Raw genomic sequence first — 15,350 nt, forward strand, 5'->3', positions numbered from 1 at the left:
AACTGGCCGTTGCGGTCCCGGGGGACCCGCAACTCCAGCTTGCCCACGCGCGTGATCAGGGTGCGCGGGTAGTACCCGGCTCGGTAGCCCAGGCGGCCCTCGGTGCGCTCGCCCGGTGCCGCCTGGAGCTGGTCGCTCATCTCGGCTTCCAGAACCTGCTGGACCGCCTCGCGCACCAGCGTGCGCATCAGTTCCTCGTCTGTCCCCAAAAGCGCTCGCAGTGACGTGCGATCCGCAGTAGCCTGGCTCTTGTGAGTGGTCATGGTCTCGCCCTCCTTGAGGGGTTCAGGTGGTCGCTAACCAACCCGAATACCATGGCCGCTCACCTCCTGCCAGCTTCTGCACACAACTCAGCACACTACTATTAATCATTGTTTCCCTGGTGCAACCCGCTCGGATGTCGGGAGGTAACGTGGCATCGACAGTCCATGTGATAGGACATCGCAACCCGGATACGGACAGCGTGTGTTCGGCGATCGCCTATGCAGAGCTCAAGCAGCGCCTCGGCCATGCCAACGTGCGCCCGGCGCGGGCCGGCGAACTCAATGCCGAGACGCGCTTCGTCCTGCAGTCCTTTGACGTTCCCGTACCGGAGCAGCTGGCAGATGCGACCGGACAGGAACTGATCCTGGTCGACCACAACGAACGGGCCCAGGCGGTGCCGAACATCGAACACGCCACGATTCACGAGATCTGGGAACACCACCGCCTCGGGGATCTGCGGCCGCCCACCCCGATCGTGTTTCATTGCGAACCGGTCGGGGCGACGGCCACCCTGATTGGCGAACAGTACTTCCTGCACGGCCTTGAGCCGTCGCGTGCCATGGCGGGGATGCTGCTCGCGGCGATCTGGTCGGATACCGTCAACCTCCGCTCGCCCACTACCAGCGACAAGGACCGGCACATGGTCGCGCGTCTGGAGCCATTGGCCGGCGTCGATGCGGCCTTCGGGGAGGCGATGATTCGCCTGCGCTCCGAGTCGGTGGCCGCGCGCCCGGCGGCCGACCTGATCCGGGAAGACCACAAGGAGTTCGAGTTCGCGGCGGGCCGCGTCGGCGTCGGCCAGATCGAGGTCCTGGACCCCGGCATCCTGGCGCCCCGCAGCCACGAGATCCGGGAACAGATGCGCGCATTGCGCGAGAGCTCCGGACTCCTGCAGATCATCCTGATGGTCACCGATATCACGGCCGGCGCAAGCGAGCTATGGGTCGAGGGGGAGCGTCTGGATCTCTTCGAACGCGGTGTGGGTCCGCTGCGGGATGGCGCCCTGCACTTCCCCGGCTGCATGTCGCGCAAGAAGCAGGTCACCCCGTTGCTGGAACGGGCATTCAGCACGCCGGATGCGACCGCGAACCCGAATGCGCAACCCGCTCAGCGCCACTGAAGCCTCAGTGCTTCCCGGCGCAGCCAAACTCCAACAGTGCCAACAGGCAGAAACAGCACCTGCATCACCATTGAAGTCAGCCGCAACATCGCGGGTCAGGGGCAGGACACAGGAGCGGAGCGTCAAAGGTTTCCCAGGTAGCACAAGGACACCACGCAGGGCACCTGTTCGTTCAAGCGGTCAGATGGGCGGCGGCTGTTGTCGATGCAGGCGTCCGAGGATCAACTCCGAAGCCGGAACCTCCTTGTCTGAGATCGACCAGCGCCCGGCCACCGGTTAGAGGCGCCACCACGGTAGATCCGGCCGGGACGCGATGGCCAGGTCAGGCCCGTTATTCCCACTCGATGGTGGCCGGGGGCTTGCCGGAGATGTCGTAGGTCACGCGCGAGATACCGGGGATCTCGTTGATGATCCGGCGCGAGACGTGGTCGAGGAAGTCGTACGGCAGGTGCGCCCAGCGGGCGGTCATGAAGTCGATGGTCTCCACCGCACGCAGCGCGACCACGTAGTCGTAGCGCCGGCCGTCGCCCATCACCCCGACCGACTTCACCGGCAGGAACACCGCAAACGCCTGCGAGGTCTTGTCGTACAGATCGGCCTTGCGCAGTTCCTCGATGAAGATCGCATCCGCCCGGCGCAGCAGGTCCGCGTATTCCTTTTTCACCTCGCCGAGGATGCGCACGCCCAGGCCCGGCCCGGGGAACGGGTGGCGATAGACCATCTCGGTGGGCAGACCCAGCTCGACGCCGATCTTGCGCACCTCATCCTTGAACAGCTCGCGCAGCGGCTCCACCAGACCCAGCTTCATGTTCTCCGGCAGCCCGCCCACGTTGTGGTGCGACTTGATCACATGCGCCTTGCCGGTCTTGGAGTCGGCCGACTCGATCACGTCCGGGTAGATCGTGCCCTGGGCCAGCCATTGCACGTTGTTCAGCTTCGCGGCCTCCTCGTCGAACACGTCGATGAACAGCCCGCCGATGACCTTGCGCTTGGCCTCCGGGTCCTCGACCCCGGCGAGCGCACGCATGAAGCGGTCCTCGGCATCCACGCGGATCACGTTCACGCCCATGTGGCGGGCGAAGGTCGCCATCACGTGGTCGCCCTCGCCCTCGCGCAGCAGTCCGGTGTCCACGAACACGCAGGTCAGCTGGTCGCCGATCGCCTTGTGCAGCAGCGCACCGACCACCGAGGAGTCCACCCCGCCGGACAGGCCCAGCACCACGTGGTCGTCCCCGACCTGTTCGCGCACCCGCGCGGCCATGTCGTCGATGATGTTGTCGGCGGTCCACAGCGCCTCGCAGCCACAGATCTCGTGCAGGAAGCGTTCGATGATGCGCTGGCCCTGGGTCGTGTGCGTGACCTCGGGATGGAACTGCACGCCGTAGAAGCCGCGCTCCGGGTCGGCCATGCCGGCGATCGGCGCGGAGTCGGTGGAGGCCATCAGGCGAAAGCCCTCCGGCATTTCGGTCACGTGGTCGCCATGCGACATCCACACGTCCAGCAGGCCGTAGCCCTCCGGTGTGGTGTGATCCTCGATGTCGCGCAAAAGCGGGGTATGACCGCGGGCGCGCACCTGGGCGTAGCCGAACTCGCGACGCTCGGAGGGCTCGACCCGGCCGCCCAACTGCGCGGCCATGGTCTGCATGCCGTAGCAGATCCCCAGCACCGGCACGCCCAGCTCGAACACTGTGTCCTCGGCGCGCGGCGGCTGGTCGATATTCACCGACTCCGGGCCGCCGGACAGGATGATCCCGGTGGGATTGAACGCGCGGATGTCCGCCGCCGGCATGTCCCAGGCGTGCACCTCGGAGTAGACCCCGGCCTCGCGCACGCGGCGGGCGATCAGCTGGGTGTACTGGGAGCCGAAGTCCAGCACCAGAATGCGGTGGGCGTGAAGATCCTGGGTCATGAGGTCATCCGCTATACCGGCCGGACGGCCGGTGGGGTATCGGGACCGGGCCGTGACGGGCCGGTCAGTCCATTCGGTAGTTCGGGGCTTCCTTGGTGATCGCCACGTCGTGCACGTGGCTCTCGCGCATGCCGGCGGCGGTCACGCGGACGAAGTGCGGCTTGGTCCGCATCTCTTCGATGTTGTGCGCGCCGACATACCCCATGGACGAGCGCAGCCCACCCATCAGCTGGTAGATGATCGCGACGATCGAGCCCTTGTACGGCACGCGACCCTCGATGCCTTCGGGCACGAACTTGTCGGCCGATGCGTTCGGGTCCTGGAAATAGCGATCCGAGGAGCCCTGCTGCATCGCGCCCAGCGAGCCCATGCCGCGATAGATCTTGTAGGAGCGGCCCTGGTAGAGCTCGACCTCGCCCGGGGCCTCCTCGGTCCCGGCGAACATCGAACCCAGCATCACGCAGTCCGCGCCCGCGGCGATCGCCTTGGCCAGGTCCCCGGAGAAGCGCACGCCGCCGTCGGCGATCAGCGGCACGCCGGTGCCCTGGAGCGCCTCGGCCACATCCGAGATCGCGGTGATCTGCGGCACGCCCACGCCGGCCACAATGCGGGTGGTGCAGATCGAGCCCGGCCCGATCCCCACCTTCACGCCATCCGCCCCGGCCGCGACCAGGTCCTTCGCGGCGGCGGCGGTGGCGATGTTGCCGCCGACCACCTGCACGTCCGGGTAGTGCTTCTTCACCCAGGCAACGCGGTCGAGCACGCCCTGAGAATGACCGTGCGCGGTATCCACCACCAGCACATCCACCCCGGCCTCGACCAGCGCGGCCACGCGCTCGTCCGTGCCATCGCCCACGCCGACCGCCGCGCCCACGCGCAGGCGGCCGCGCTCGTCCTTGGAGGCATTGGGATGCTCGGTGGACTTCTGGATGTCCTTGACGGTGATCATCCCGCGCAGCTGGAAGTCGTCGTTGACCACCAGCACCTTCTCGATGCGATGCTTGTGCAACAGTTCCAGCACCATCTCGCGGTCGGCCCCCTCGGGCACGGTCACCAGTCGGTCGCGCGGGGTCATGATCTCGGTGACCGGCGCCTCCATCCGCGTCTCGAAGCGCAGGTCACGGGAGGTCACGATGCCGACCAGATCGTTGCCATCCACCACTGGCACGCCGGAGATGTGATTGGCCTCGGTGAGCTCCACCACCTGGCCGATAGTGGCGCCCGGGCCGATGGTGATCGGCTCGCTGATCACGCCGCTTTCGTATTTCTTGACCTGCCGGACCTCGGCCGCCTGGGCCTCCACCGACATGTTCTTGTGGACGATACCGAGCCCGCCCTCCTGAGCCATCGCGATCGCCAGGCTGGCCTCGGTGACCGTATCCATCGCCGCCGACACCACCGGGGCGGAGAGCGTGATCTCGCGGGTGATCCGGGTACTCAAATCGACATCGCGCGGAACGACATCCGAATGTCCCGGGATCAGCAGCACGTCATCAAAGGTAAGGGCTTCACCGAGTATCCGCATGCACCACTCCAGGACAGGCCCGCCGGGACGCAGGGGGAGGAAATCCCGGGGGTAGATAAATAGCCCTTCAGTATAGAATTCGCACTCTCCCGCGACAAGCGCACACAGGCCTGCGAAGGGCGGATCGCAGACGCTGCCGGAGCACCCTGATAGGATGCCGGTTCACTCCGGACCCTCCGCCAGGCGAGAACCCATGCCCGAACGCGCGCCCCCGGCCCGCATCACCCGCCGCTCCGCGCTGGCCCTGCTGCTGGCCCCCGGCCTCGGCCTGGCCACCGCGTCCAGCGCCCAAGCCGACTGGTGGCGCTTCGGCCAGGACATGTTCCGCTCGCTGATCACGCGTCCGCCGGAGTTCTCCGGGCTGTCCACCTCGGAGCTGATCGAGGCCGTCCACGAAGCACTGGTCATCGCGACCCACGCGGCCTCCGAGACCCTCAGCCGGCGCAACGGCTTCTACGGCAATCCCGACGTGCGCATCCCCCTGCCCGAGGTACTCGCGACCACCCGGCGCTCCCTGGGGCGCCTGGGTATGGCCGCGCCGCTGGACACCCTGGAGGAGCGCATGAACCGCGCAGCCGAGGACGCCGTCTGGCAGGCACGGGAGCCCTTCATCCGGGCCATCTTCGCCCTCGACCTGGACAATGCACGGAGCATCCTGCTGGGCGACGAGGACGCCGCCACCCGCCATCTGGAGGCCCACATGCGCCCGCGCCTGACCGATGCCATGCGCCCGGCCGTGGAGAACAGCCTGGACGCCGTGGAGGCCCTGACAACCTATCGCGAACTGGAGGCGCGCATGCGCGACATCCCGTTCCTCGCGAACGTGCGTCTGGACCTTGCCGAGCATGTACTGGAACACACGATGGACGGCCTGTTCCATGCCATGGCCGAGGAAGAGGCCCGACTGCGGGTCGACCCGGTCGGGCGCGGCACCGACGTGTTCCAGCGCGTCTTCAGCCGCCTGTAAGCGAGGGCCGCATGAGCGATACCCCGGTCTTTTCCGTCACCGAACTCAACCAGTGCGCCGACGGGCTGCTCCGCGACGGCCTCGGCGTGGTGCGCGTCGAGGGCGAAGTCTCCAACCTGCGCCAGTATGCCTCGGGCCACCAGTACTTCTCGCTGAAGGACGAGAACGCCTCGGTGAACTGCGTGCTGTTTCGCGGCAAGGCGCGCCAGGCGGCGCGTTTTGCCGACGGCGACGCGGTCCAGATCCGCGGGCGCGCCGGGATCTACGGCGCCCGTGGCCAGTTCCAGATCATCGTCGAGGCCCTGCAGCCGGCCGGCGAGGGGCGCCTGCTGGCCGCCTTCCAGCGGCTCAAGGAGAAACTCGCCGCCGAGGGCCTGTTCGACGCCGAGCGCAAGCAGCCGCTGCCCGCCTGGACCCACCGCCTGGGCGTGATCACCTCCACCCAGGGCGACGTGCGCCACGACATCGAGCGCACCCTGGCGCGGCGCTTCCCGCTGCTGCTGCCGGTCACGCTTTACCCCACCGCCGTCCAGGGCGCGCAGGCCGCCGGCCAGATCGTCGCGGCGCTGGAACAGGCTGCGGCCGAGGGCCGGGTCGACGTGATTATCCTCGCCCGTGGCGGCGGCTCGCTGGAGGACCTGCAGGCCTTCAACGAGGAGAGCGTCGCACGCGCGATCGCCGCCTGCCCCATCCCGATCGTCACCGGCGTGGGGCACGAGACCGACACCACCATCGCCGACTTCGTCGCCGATCTGCGCGCCTCCACGCCGACCGCCGCGGCGGAGGCCGTCAGCCCGGATGCCGCCACCCTGCGCCACCAGCTGGCGCGGGCCCGCGAACGCCTCACCGGCCTGCTAGGCCAGCGCATCGCGCGCCACCGGCAGACCCTCACCGCCCTGCACACCCGCCTGGAGCGCCGCCACCCCAGCCAGCTCCTGGAGCGCAATGCCCAGCGCCTGGACGACCAGCGCGAGCGCCTGAACCGCGCCTGGTCACGCCTCGAGGAACGCGCCCGATCGCGGCTGCAGCGCGCCCAGTTGCGCCTGGCCGGGGCCTCGCCCGGCAACCGCCTGACTGCCGCGCGCATGCGTCTGGAGCACCTGCGCCAGCGTCTGGCCCGGGTGCGCCCCGACCACGACATCACCCAGCGGCGGGAGGCCCTGGCGCGGCTCCAGCGGCAACTGGAGTGCGCCACCCGGCAGGCGCTCGCCACCCGCCAGCGCCACCTGGATGCCACCGCGCGCCAGCTCCGCTCCCTGGACCCGGAGGCGGTACTGGAACGCGGCTACGCGATCCTGCAGACCCCCGAGGGCGAGGTCCTGCGCCGCGCGGACCAGACCGCCCCCGGCCAGCACCTGCGCGCACGCCTGGCGCGCGGCCGCCTGGACCTCGACGTCACCGCCACCCAAACCGACGACTGAAGCGCGCGACCTCCTGGTCTTTAACCACGGAGGCCCTGAGCCCGTAGCAGGGCCCCGTGAGGCGCGGGGTCATCCCGGGCCGCAGCGCGGCGCAGAGCCGGGATGGCGATCGGCTCGGCACACGCAATACACCGTGGGAGCGTGCTTGCACGCGAAGCCCCTGCCCGCGTCCGACTCTGGCAGGGGCTTCGCGTGCAAGCACGCTCCCACAGGGGGTGCATGGAGCCCCGCCGAGGGCGGCTGGGTACGAACGCGTACGCGCTCGCAGGCGAATCAGGATAGCAGGACGAGATTGTCGCGGTGGATCAGCTCCGGCTCCAGCAGGTAGCCCAGCTCCGCCTCGATGCGGTCGGCGCGCTGGCCGCGGATGCGCTGGATCTCGCTGGCCCCGTAGTTGGTGAGCCCGCGCGCCACCGCGACCCCGTCCGGGTCCAGGCAGGTCACCACCTCGCCGCGGCGGAAATCGCCCTCGACTCCGACCACCCCCACCGGCAGCAGGCTGCTGCCCGACTCGCGCAACACGCGCGCGGCCCCGGCATCCAGCTGCAACTGCCCGCGCGAGTGCAGCTGATCCGCCAGCCAGCGCTTGCGCGCCGCCAGGGGTTCGCGGTCCGGCTTCAGCCAGGTCCCCAGCGGCTCGCCCTTCAGCACCCGCCCCATCACCTGCGCCTCGCGCCCGGAGGCGATCACGGTATGCGTACCGGAGCGCGCCGCGCGTTCGGCGGCCAGCAGCTTGGTCGCCATGCCGCCGCGCCCCAGGCGCCCGAAATCGGCGGCCACGTAGTGGTGCAGCTGGGCATCCGAGGCCCGGCCTTCGGCGATCAGGCGGGCGTCCGCATGCTTGCGCGGATCGCGATCGAACAAGCCATCCTGGTCGGTCAGGATCAGCAGCAGGTCGGCCACCACCAGGTTTGCGACCAGCGCCGCCAGGGTGTCGTTGTCCCCCAGCCGGATCTCCTCGTAGGCCACCGTGTCGTTCTCGTTGACCACCGGGATCGTGCCCATCTCCAGCAGCGCCTGCATGGTGCTGCGGGCATTCAGGTAGCGCGAGCGATCGGCCAGATCATCATGGGTCAGCAGGACCTGGGCCGCGTGCAGGTCGTGGCTGGCGAACTCGCGCTCGTAGGCCTGCACTAGCCCCATCTGGCCGACCGCCGCGGCCGCCTGCACGTGATGCAACTGGTGCGGCCGTTCGGTCATGCCCAGCCGCCGCATGCCCTCGGCCACCGCGCCACTGGAGACCAGGATCACCTCCAGGCCACGGCGGCGCAGCGCCGCGATCTGGTGCGCCCAGGACTCCAGCGCCGGGCGGTCGAGCCCGGCCCCATCCGCGGTGATCAGGGCACTCCCGATCTTGACCACCACCCGGCGGATCGCCGGGAGCGCACGCATGTCCCCCGCGGTCACGCGGGGTCCTCCGGGTTGGCGATCGCGTCGCGCCGGCCGGCCTCGGCCGCTGCCTGCGCGGTCTCTTCGACATGGCGCATCACGGCCTGGAGCAGGGCATCCACGCCCTCGCCGGTCGCGGCGGAAATGGCGAACACCGGACGTTCCGACCCCTGATCGGCGCGCACCCGCTCGACCAGGGCCGCCAGATCCTCGGGGTCCAGCAACTCCTTCTTGTTCAGCACGATCCAGCGCGGCAGTGACGCCAGCTGGTCGCTGTGGTGCTCCAGCTCGGTGATCGCGGTGCGCAGATCCACCAGCGGGTCGGCCTCCGGGTCGGGCGGCGCCACATCCACCACGTGCAGCAACAGCCGGGTGCGCGCCAGGTGCTTGAGGAACCGCGTGCCCAGGCCGGCCCCCTCGGCCGCGCCCTCGATCAGCCCGGGGATGTCGGCGATTACGAAGCTCTGGTTCACACCGATGCGCACCACGCCCAGCTGCGGGATCAGGGTAGTGAACGGATAGTCGGCGATCTTCGGGCGCGCGGCGGAGGCGCGCGCGAGCAGCGTGGACTTGCCCGCGTTCGGCAGCCCCAGCAGCCCGACATCCGCCAGCACCATCAGCTCCAGCGACAGCTTGCGCAGCTCGCCCGGCGTGCCCGGCTTGCTCTGGCGCGGCGCCTGGTTGGTGGAGGACTTGTAGCGCGTGTTGCCAAGCCCGTGGAAGCCCCCCTGCGCGACCAGCAGCCGCTGGCCCTCGTGGGTCACGTCGCCGAGGATCTCGTCGGTCTCGGCATCACGCACCTGGGTGCCGACCGGGACCGGGATCTCCAGGTCCTCGCCGGAGGCCCCGGTGCGCTGGCGCCCCATGCCGTTCTCGCCACGCTGGGCATCAAAGCGGCGCTGATAGCGGAAATCGGCCAGGGTGTTCAGACCCTCGTCACCGACCAGCCACACCGAGCCGCCATCGCCGCCGTCACCGCCATCTGGGCCGCCGAACGGGATGTATTTCTCGCGGCGAAAACTGACACAGCCGTTTCCGCCGTCACCGGCCTTCACCGTAATGGTGGCCTCATCGATGAACTTCATTGCTTGCTTCCCGCAGTACAGAACAAAAAAAGCCCCGTCGAACGGGGCTTTTCGCGAACGCTTCGCTAGGGAGACGCTGATTGAATCGCACGTCCGCGCTCGAGTCGCTTTTGCGTGCGAACAAGGCGCGGTGACCGCCGTGCAGTCATTCTGCACAAGGGAGCCGCAACGCCGTTCCCGCGCGAAAGCGGCCGAGCCCCTGCTTTCAATGGCTTGTGGGGTTGGTGCCCCCTGTTCCCCGATCCTGCGTTGCGCCGCTTGCGGGTAGAACCACTACCCGCTGCACGACGCGCCTTGTCTCGGAAAACAGGGGGCACCAACGCGGACGTGCGATTCAATCAGCGTCTCCCTAGCCGGCCGGCTTACTGCTGCGGCTGGACGCTCACGAAACGACGGTTGTGCGGACCACCCACCTTGAAGACGACCTGGCCGTCGACCTTGGCGAACAGCGTATGGTCCTTGCCGCAACCCACGCCCTCGCCGGGATGATACTGCGTCCCGCGCTGACGAACGAGGATGTTGCCGGCGCGCACGACCTGACCGCCAAAGCGCTTCACGCCAAGGCGTTTGCTCTCGGAATCGCGCCCGTTGCGGGTACTCCCGCCTGCCTTCTTATGTGCCATGGTTCAGTTCTCCTGAATGCCTGCGCCGATCAGCCGGCGATGCCGGTGATGCGCACGGTGGTGTAGTGCTGGCGGTGCCCCATCTGCTTCTGGGAATGCTTGCGCCGCCGGAATTTCATGATGTGGACCTTCTTGGCGCGGCCATGGTCTTCGACCTTGGCGGTGACCTTGCCACCGTCCACCAGCGGGGCCCCGACGCGGACATCGTCACCCGCACCGACCATCAGCACCTGGTCGAATTCGACCTCGGAACCGGCCTCGGCCTCGAGCTTTTCGATGCGAATCACGTCGCCTTCGGCGACGCGGTACTGTTTACCACCTGTTGCGATGATCGCGTACATTTCCCTGGGACTCCGTTGCGATACCTTGTGTGGACCAGCCGACGGGACTGGTCTCGCGAAAGGGCGGAAATGCTAGCAGCGCTTCGCTTGCGGGTCAATGCCGGGACCAGCCTGCCCCCGGCGCGCGCGAACGACGGGGACGCCGGGGGACGAGCCGCGCCCGCACCCGCACCCGCACCCGCACCCGCACCCGCGCGAGCTTGTACATTCGGTGGCGTTTCCCTAGCATGCCTGCGCCCCTCCCGACCACTCTCAGAGCCCGCTTGCCTACCCCCATGTCCATTGACGCGATCCGAGAACTGGCGGCCGACGACATGCAGGCCGTCGATCAGTGCATCCGCGAGCGCCTGAGCTCGCCGGTGGTGCTGATCAACCAGCTCGGGCACTACATCATCCACTCGGGCGGCAAGCGCCTGCGGCCGCTGCTGGCCACGCTGTCCGCGCGCGCCTGCCACGTGCAGGGCCAGGACCCCGTGACGCTGGCGGCGGTGGTGGAGTTCATCCATACCGCGACCCTGCTGCACGACGACGTGGTCGACGCCTCCGAGATGCGCCGCGGGAACGAGACCGCCAACCACATCTTCGGCAACGAGGCCGCGGTGCTGGTGGGGGACTTTCTCTACTCGCGGGCGTTCGAAATGATGGTCGAGGTCGGCTCCATGCGGGTGATGGAGATCCTCTCCCACGCGACCAACGTGATCGCCGAGGGCGAGGTGATGCAGCTGATGAACTGCCACGACGCCGACGTCGACGAGCAGCGCTACATGCACGTGATCCAGTCGAAGACCGCCAAGCTGTTCGAGGCGGCCTGCCAGCTGGGCGCAATCCTGGGCGAACGCCCGCAGGCCGACGAACAGGCGCTGGCGCGCTACGGCATGCACCTGGGCACCGCCTTCCAGCTGATCGACGATGTCCTCGACTACTCCTCGGATGACGAGGTCACCGGCAAGCGCATGGGGGACGACCTCGCCGAGGGCAAGCCCACCCTGCCGCTGATCCACGCCCTGCGCGTCGGCACACCGGAGCAGCAGGCGATCGTGCGCCAGGCCATCGAGGACGGAGGGCGCGACCGGGTCGACACGGTGCTGCAGGTGGTGCACGGGACGGACGGCCTGGCCTACACCCGGTCCCGCGCAGAGGCGGAAACCGACGCCGCGATCGAGGCCATCTCCACCCTGCCCGACTCGCCGCACCGCCAGGCCCTGATCGACCTTGCCCGCTTCGCCGTCGGGCGCAATCACTGACGACCGCGCCCGGCCTGATTTTCATCCTGCGGGGGCATGGACACGCCCGGAGAGGCTCGGCATAATAGCGGGCTCGGTTCGGAGTGTAGCTCAGCTTGGTAGAGCACTGCCTTCGGGAGGCAGGGGTCGAAGGTTCGAATCCTTTCACTCCGACCAACCTTCTTCTTTGACCCTGGCTACCCGCCTGTGGCTCGCCGCAAACGGCCCGCCCGGGAGACCGCCAGGTCCCGATCACGTTCAGGTTCCGCGGACACATCCATGACCGCCAGCACCCCGGCCGCTCGCGGCACCCTCTATATCGTTTCCGCCCCGTCCGGCGCCGGCAAGACCAGCCTGGTCGCGGCGCTCCTGGAGACGGTGGAGGCCGTGGAGGTCTCGGTCTCGCACACCACGCGCAAGCCGCGCGCCAGCGAGGTGGACGGGCAGCACTACCACTTCGTCTCCGCCGAGACCTTCCTCGGCATGATCGAGGACGGGCAGCTACTGGAACACGCCAAGGTGTTCGACAACTTCTACGGCACCGCGCGCGCCAGCGTCGACGAGCGCCTGGACGCTGGCGTCGACGTGATCCTGGAGATCGACTGGCAGGGCGCGCGCCAGGTGCGCGCGGCGGTACCGGACGCCCACTCCATCTTCATCCTGCCCCCCTCGCGCGACGAGCTGGAGCGCCGCCTGCGCGGCCGCGGCCAGGACGAGGAGGACGTGATCCAGCGCCGCCTGCGCGACGCCGAATCCGACTGCACGCATTTCCGCGAATACGACTACACCGTGGTCAATGCCGATTTCGACGAGGCCGTGCGCGATCTGGCCTGTATCTTCCGCGCCAATCGTCTGCGCACGGTGGAGCAGGAGACGCGGGCCGCACCCACGATCGGGAATCTGTTGGCGGCGGCGCCGGGGTCGGCGTAACATGCTAGTGAACTGCGGCTGTGCCGCATGGATTTCAAGAATTTACTGACCGGAGTATCCGATGGCACGCGTTACCGTCGAGGACTGCCTCGAAAATGTCGAAAACCGCTTTCAGCTGGTGCTGATGGCCGCCCGCCGGGCCCGCCACATCGCCCACGGCAAGGAAGCGCGGGTACCCGAGGACAACGACAAGCCCACGGTGATCGCCCTGCGCGAGATCGCCGCCGGCGTAGTCGGTCCGGAGGTGTTCGACGAACACGACGAACGGCCCCAGAACCAGATGCTGGACTTCAGCACCATCCGTCATCTGGAACAGCTGGAAGCCGACGAACGCTAGGCGAGGGTTTTCAATGGCCGCTGGGCAGCCAGCCGCGCCCGGGGCCGTTTCGGCGGCAACGGGTGATTCGACCCGATTCCTGATCAGCGATTTGTGTTCCGAGCTCGAGGCCTATCTCGAGCCGGAAGAGGTCGAGGAGGTCTATCGCGCCTATCTCCTGGGCGCGGAATCCCACGAAGGCCAGACCCGCAAGACCGGCGAACCCTACATCTATCACCCCCTGGCCGTGGCCCGCACCATGGCCGAGATGCGGATGGACCACCAGGCGATCTGCGCCGCCATCCTGCATGACGTGATGGAGGACACCGCTACCAGCAAGGACCGCATCCACGCCGAGTTCGGCGAAGAGGTCGCGGAGCTGGTGGACGGCGTCTCCAAGCTCACCCACCTGCAGTTCCAGTCCAAGGCCGAGGCGCAGGCGGAGAACTTCCGCAAGATGATGCTGGCGATCACCCGCGATATTCGGGTGATCCTGATCAAGCTGGCCGACCGCCTGCACAACATGCGCACCCTGGGCGTGATGCGCCCGGACAAGCGCCGGCGCATCGCCAAGGAAACCCTGGAGATCTACGCCCCCATCGCGCAGCGCCTGGGCATGAACGCCATGCGCCGCGAGCTGGAGGCCCTCGGCTTTTCCGCCAAACACCCGTGGCGCGCGGCCGTACTGGAACGCGCGGTGCACCGTGCCGGCGGCAACCGCCGCGAGCCCATGCGCAATATCGAGCAGGCGATCTGCTCGCGCATGGAGGCCGCCGGCATCGTCGGGCGCATCTCCGGACGCGAGAAGGGGCTGTACAGCATCTACCGCAAGATGCGCGACAAGCACCACTCGTTCGAGGAGGTGTTCGACGTCTTCGCCATCCGCATCATCGTCGACGACGTCGATACGTGCTACCGCTCCCTGGGCGTGGTGCACAACCTCTACAAGCCGGTACCGGGTCGCTTCAAGGACTACATCGCGATCCCCAAATCCAACGGCTACCAGTCGCTGCATACCATCCTGTTCGGCCCGCAGGGCGTGCCCATCGAGATCCAGATCCGTTCCACCGAGATGGATCGCGTGGCCGAGAGTGGTATCGCCGCGCACTGGCAGTACAAGGCCGGGGGCGAATCCACCCGGACCGCCCAGAGCCGCGCGCGCGAATGGCTGAAGGATGTCCTCGAGATCCAGAACAGCGTGGGCAACTCGATCGAGTTCCTGGAGAACGTGAAGGTCGACCTGTTCCCCGACGAGGTCTACACCTTTACCCCCGGTGGCGACATCATGGTCCTGCCGCGCGACGCGACCCCGATCGACTTCGCCTACGCGGTGCACTCCGACGTCGGCAACCGCTGTGTGGCGGCCAAGATCGACCGTCAGCTGGCGCCGCTGTCGGTGCGCCTGCAAAGCGGCCAGACGGTGGAGATCGTCACCTCCCCCGGCGCGCGCCCCAACCCGGCCTGGTTGTCCTTCGTGGTCACCGGCAAAGCCCGTACCGGCATCCGCCACTGCCTGAAGTCGATGCAGTCCGAGGAGGCCCGCACCCTGGGCGAACGCCTGCTGGAGAAGGCGCTGGAGTCGCTGGACACCAGCCTGCCGCGGATCTCGCCGGCACGCCTGGACCAGATGCTGGACGCGATGCAGCTGAAGGACCTGGACGCACTGCTGGTCGACATCGGCCTGGGCAACCGCATGGCCTCACTGGTCGCCCGCCAGATGGCCGGCAGGGACGCCCCCGAGCCCGCGGCCGACGAGGCACCCACCACCCTCGCGGTCAGCGGTACCGAGGGCCTGGTGCTGAACTACGCCCGGTGCTGTCACCCGATCCCGGGTGACCCGATCATCGGCCAGCTGAGCGCCGGCCGCGGCCTGGTGGTCCACCGGGAAAACTGCCGCAACGTCCTGCACGAAAGCCGCGACCGCAGCGACCGCACCATCACGCTGGAATGGTCGCACGAGCCATCCCTGCAGTTCACCGCCGCGGTGCGCACCCGCACGGCCAACCGCCGCGGGGCCCTGGCCGACATGGCTGCGGTCATCGCCGACCATGGCTCCAACATCGAGCACATCTCCTTCAACGAGCAGGATGGCCACTCCACCGCGATGACCTTCCTGCTGACCGTGCGCGATCGCCAGCACCTGGCCCAGATCATGCGCGGTCTGCGCCGCCTGCCCGACGTCCTGCGCATCTCGCGCCAGCGCGGCTGACGCCCGAGACCTCGGCCGAACCGTCCGC

At 68.3% G+C, this 15,350-nt stretch carries 14 protein-coding genes and 1 tRNA gene; 8 read left to right on the forward strand and 7 right to left on the reverse strand.

Annotation, left to right across the window (positions count from 1 at the left end; translation table 11 throughout):
- Window positions 1-263, reverse strand: a 263-nt coding sequence (locus tag F627_RS0113780) for a transposase (RefSeq protein ID WP_026332120.1), incomplete at its 3' end; no start/stop codon positions are given.
- A gap of 149 nt (window positions 264-412) precedes the next feature.
- Here F627_RS0113780 and F627_RS0113785 point away from each other — a divergent pair.
- Window positions 413-1,384, forward strand: a complete 972-nt coding sequence (locus tag F627_RS0113785) for a manganese-dependent inorganic pyrophosphatase (RefSeq protein WP_155987141.1) — start codon at window positions 413-415, stop codon at window positions 1,382-1,384.
- A 331-nt stretch (window positions 1,385-1,715) separates the two neighbouring features.
- On the opposite strand, the gene guaA is transcribed toward F627_RS0113785, so the two are convergent.
- Window positions 1,716-3,293, reverse strand: a complete 1,578-nt coding sequence (guaA, locus tag F627_RS0113790) for a glutamine-hydrolyzing GMP synthase (RefSeq protein WP_018866383.1) — start codon at window positions 3,291-3,293, stop codon at window positions 1,716-1,718.
- Window positions 3,294-3,357: 64 nt separating this feature from the next.
- Entirely contained in the window at window positions 3,358-4,818 is a 1,461-nt protein-coding gene (gene guaB, locus F627_RS0113795; protein ID WP_018866382.1) for an IMP dehydrogenase, read from the reverse strand.
- Between the two features lie 193 nt (window positions 4,819-5,011).
- On the opposite strand from guaB, the gene F627_RS0113800 reads away from it, so the two are divergent.
- Entirely contained in the window at window positions 5,012-5,785 is a 774-nt protein-coding gene (locus F627_RS0113800; RefSeq protein ID WP_019584380.1) for a DUF4197 domain-containing protein, read from the forward strand.
- 11 nt (window positions 5,786-5,796) lie between these two features.
- Window positions 5,797-7,206 carry an exodeoxyribonuclease VII large subunit gene (xseA, locus tag F627_RS0113805; protein WP_019584381.1) on the forward strand — a complete coding sequence of 470 codons (1,410 nt, stop codon included), beginning with the start codon at window positions 5,797-5,799 and terminating at the stop codon, window positions 7,204-7,206.
- Between the two features lie 273 nt (window positions 7,207-7,479).
- Here the strand turns inward: xseA and proB are convergent, their stop codons facing one another.
- The 4 genes from proB to rplU form a co-directional block, all read right to left on the reverse strand.
- The gene (gene proB, locus F627_RS0113810; RefSeq protein ID WP_038035280.1) at window positions 7,480-8,598 is read right to left on the reverse strand and encodes a glutamate 5-kinase; all 1,119 of its coding nucleotides are present in this window, start codon (window positions 8,596-8,598) and stop codon (window positions 7,480-7,482) included.
- A gap of 11 nt (window positions 8,599-8,609) precedes the next feature.
- Complete coding sequence (gene cgtA, locus F627_RS0113815) at window positions 8,610-9,680, reverse strand: Obg family GTPase CgtA (protein WP_018881249.1); 1,071 nt, start codon at window positions 9,678-9,680, stop codon at window positions 8,610-8,612.
- A 362-nt stretch (window positions 9,681-10,042) separates the two neighbouring features.
- A complete protein-coding gene (rpmA, locus tag F627_RS0113820; RefSeq protein WP_018867867.1) occupies window positions 10,043-10,303 on the reverse strand; it encodes a 50S ribosomal protein L27 in 261 nt (86 codons plus the stop codon).
- A gap of 29 nt (window positions 10,304-10,332) precedes the next feature.
- The gene (gene rplU, locus F627_RS0113825; protein ID WP_017941885.1) at window positions 10,333-10,644 is read right to left on the reverse strand and encodes a 50S ribosomal protein L21; all 312 of its coding nucleotides are present in this window, start codon (window positions 10,642-10,644) and stop codon (window positions 10,333-10,335) included.
- 275 nt (window positions 10,645-10,919) lie between these two features.
- Between rplU and ispB the strand changes: the two genes are divergently transcribed.
- The 5 genes from ispB (at window position 10,920) to spoT (ending at window position 15,322) form a co-directional block, all read left to right on the forward strand.
- Window positions 10,920-11,888, forward strand: coding sequence for an octaprenyl diphosphate synthase (gene ispB / locus F627_RS0113830; RefSeq protein WP_018867868.1), 969 nt, complete (start codon window positions 10,920-10,922; stop codon window positions 11,886-11,888).
- Window positions 11,889-11,967: 79 nt separating this feature from the next.
- Window positions 11,968-12,044, forward strand: a tRNA-Pro gene (locus tag F627_RS0113835).
- Between the two features lie 102 nt (window positions 12,045-12,146).
- Window positions 12,147-12,797 carry a guanylate kinase gene (gmk, locus tag F627_RS0113840; RefSeq protein ID WP_018867869.1) on the forward strand — a complete coding sequence of 217 codons (651 nt, stop codon included), beginning with the start codon at window positions 12,147-12,149 and terminating at the stop codon, window positions 12,795-12,797.
- A gap of 61 nt (window positions 12,798-12,858) precedes the next feature.
- Window positions 12,859-13,134, forward strand: coding sequence for a DNA-directed RNA polymerase subunit omega (rpoZ, locus tag F627_RS0113845; protein ID WP_018867870.1), 276 nt, complete (start codon window positions 12,859-12,861; stop codon window positions 13,132-13,134).
- A gap of 13 nt (window positions 13,135-13,147) precedes the next feature.
- Window positions 13,148-15,322, forward strand: coding sequence for a bifunctional GTP diphosphokinase/guanosine-3',5'-bis pyrophosphate 3'-pyrophosphohydrolase (gene spoT / locus F627_RS0113850; RefSeq protein ID WP_026280229.1), 2,175 nt, complete (start codon window positions 13,148-13,150; stop codon window positions 15,320-15,322).
- Window positions 15,323-15,350 lie beyond the last annotated feature (28 nt).

The organism is Thioalkalivibrio sp. ALE16 (genome assembly GCF_000381305.1).
Taxonomy (GTDB): domain Bacteria; phylum Pseudomonadota; class Gammaproteobacteria; order Ectothiorhodospirales; family Ectothiorhodospiraceae; genus Thioalkalivibrio.

Coding starts and splice junctions, on each gene's coding strand:
- guaA (WP_018866383.1), bottom strand. CDS start 3,293: ATGACCCAGGATCTTCACGCCCACCGCATTCTGGTGCTGGACTTCGGC.
- guaB (WP_018866382.1), bottom strand. CDS start 4,818: ATGCGGATACTCGGTGAAGCCCTTACCTTTGATGACGTGCTGCTGATC.
- F627_RS0113800 (WP_019584380.1), top strand. CDS start 5,012: ATGCCCGAACGCGCGCCCCCGGCCCGCATCACCCGCCGCTCCGCGCTG.
- xseA (WP_019584381.1), top strand. CDS start 5,797: ATGAGCGATACCCCGGTCTTTTCCGTCACCGAACTCAACCAGTGCGCC.
- proB (WP_038035280.1), bottom strand. CDS start 8,598: ATGCGTGCGCTCCCGGCGATCCGCCGGGTGGTGGTCAAGATCGGGAGT.
- cgtA (WP_018881249.1), bottom strand. CDS start 9,680: ATGAAGTTCATCGATGAGGCCACCATTACGGTGAAGGCCGGTGACGGC.
- rpmA (WP_018867867.1), bottom strand. CDS start 10,303: ATGGCACATAAGAAGGCAGGCGGGAGTACCCGCAACGGGCGCGATTCC.
- rplU (WP_017941885.1), bottom strand. CDS start 10,644: ATGTACGCGATCATCGCAACAGGTGGTAAACAGTACCGCGTCGCCGAA.
- ispB (WP_018867868.1), top strand. CDS start 10,920: ATGTCCATTGACGCGATCCGAGAACTGGCGGCCGACGACATGCAGGCC.
- gmk (WP_018867869.1), top strand. CDS start 12,147: ATGACCGCCAGCACCCCGGCCGCTCGCGGCACCCTCTATATCGTTTCC.
- rpoZ (WP_018867870.1), top strand. CDS start 12,859: ATGGCACGCGTTACCGTCGAGGACTGCCTCGAAAATGTCGAAAACCGC.
- spoT (WP_026280229.1), top strand. CDS start 13,148: ATGGCCGCTGGGCAGCCAGCCGCGCCCGGGGCCGTTTCGGCGGCAACG.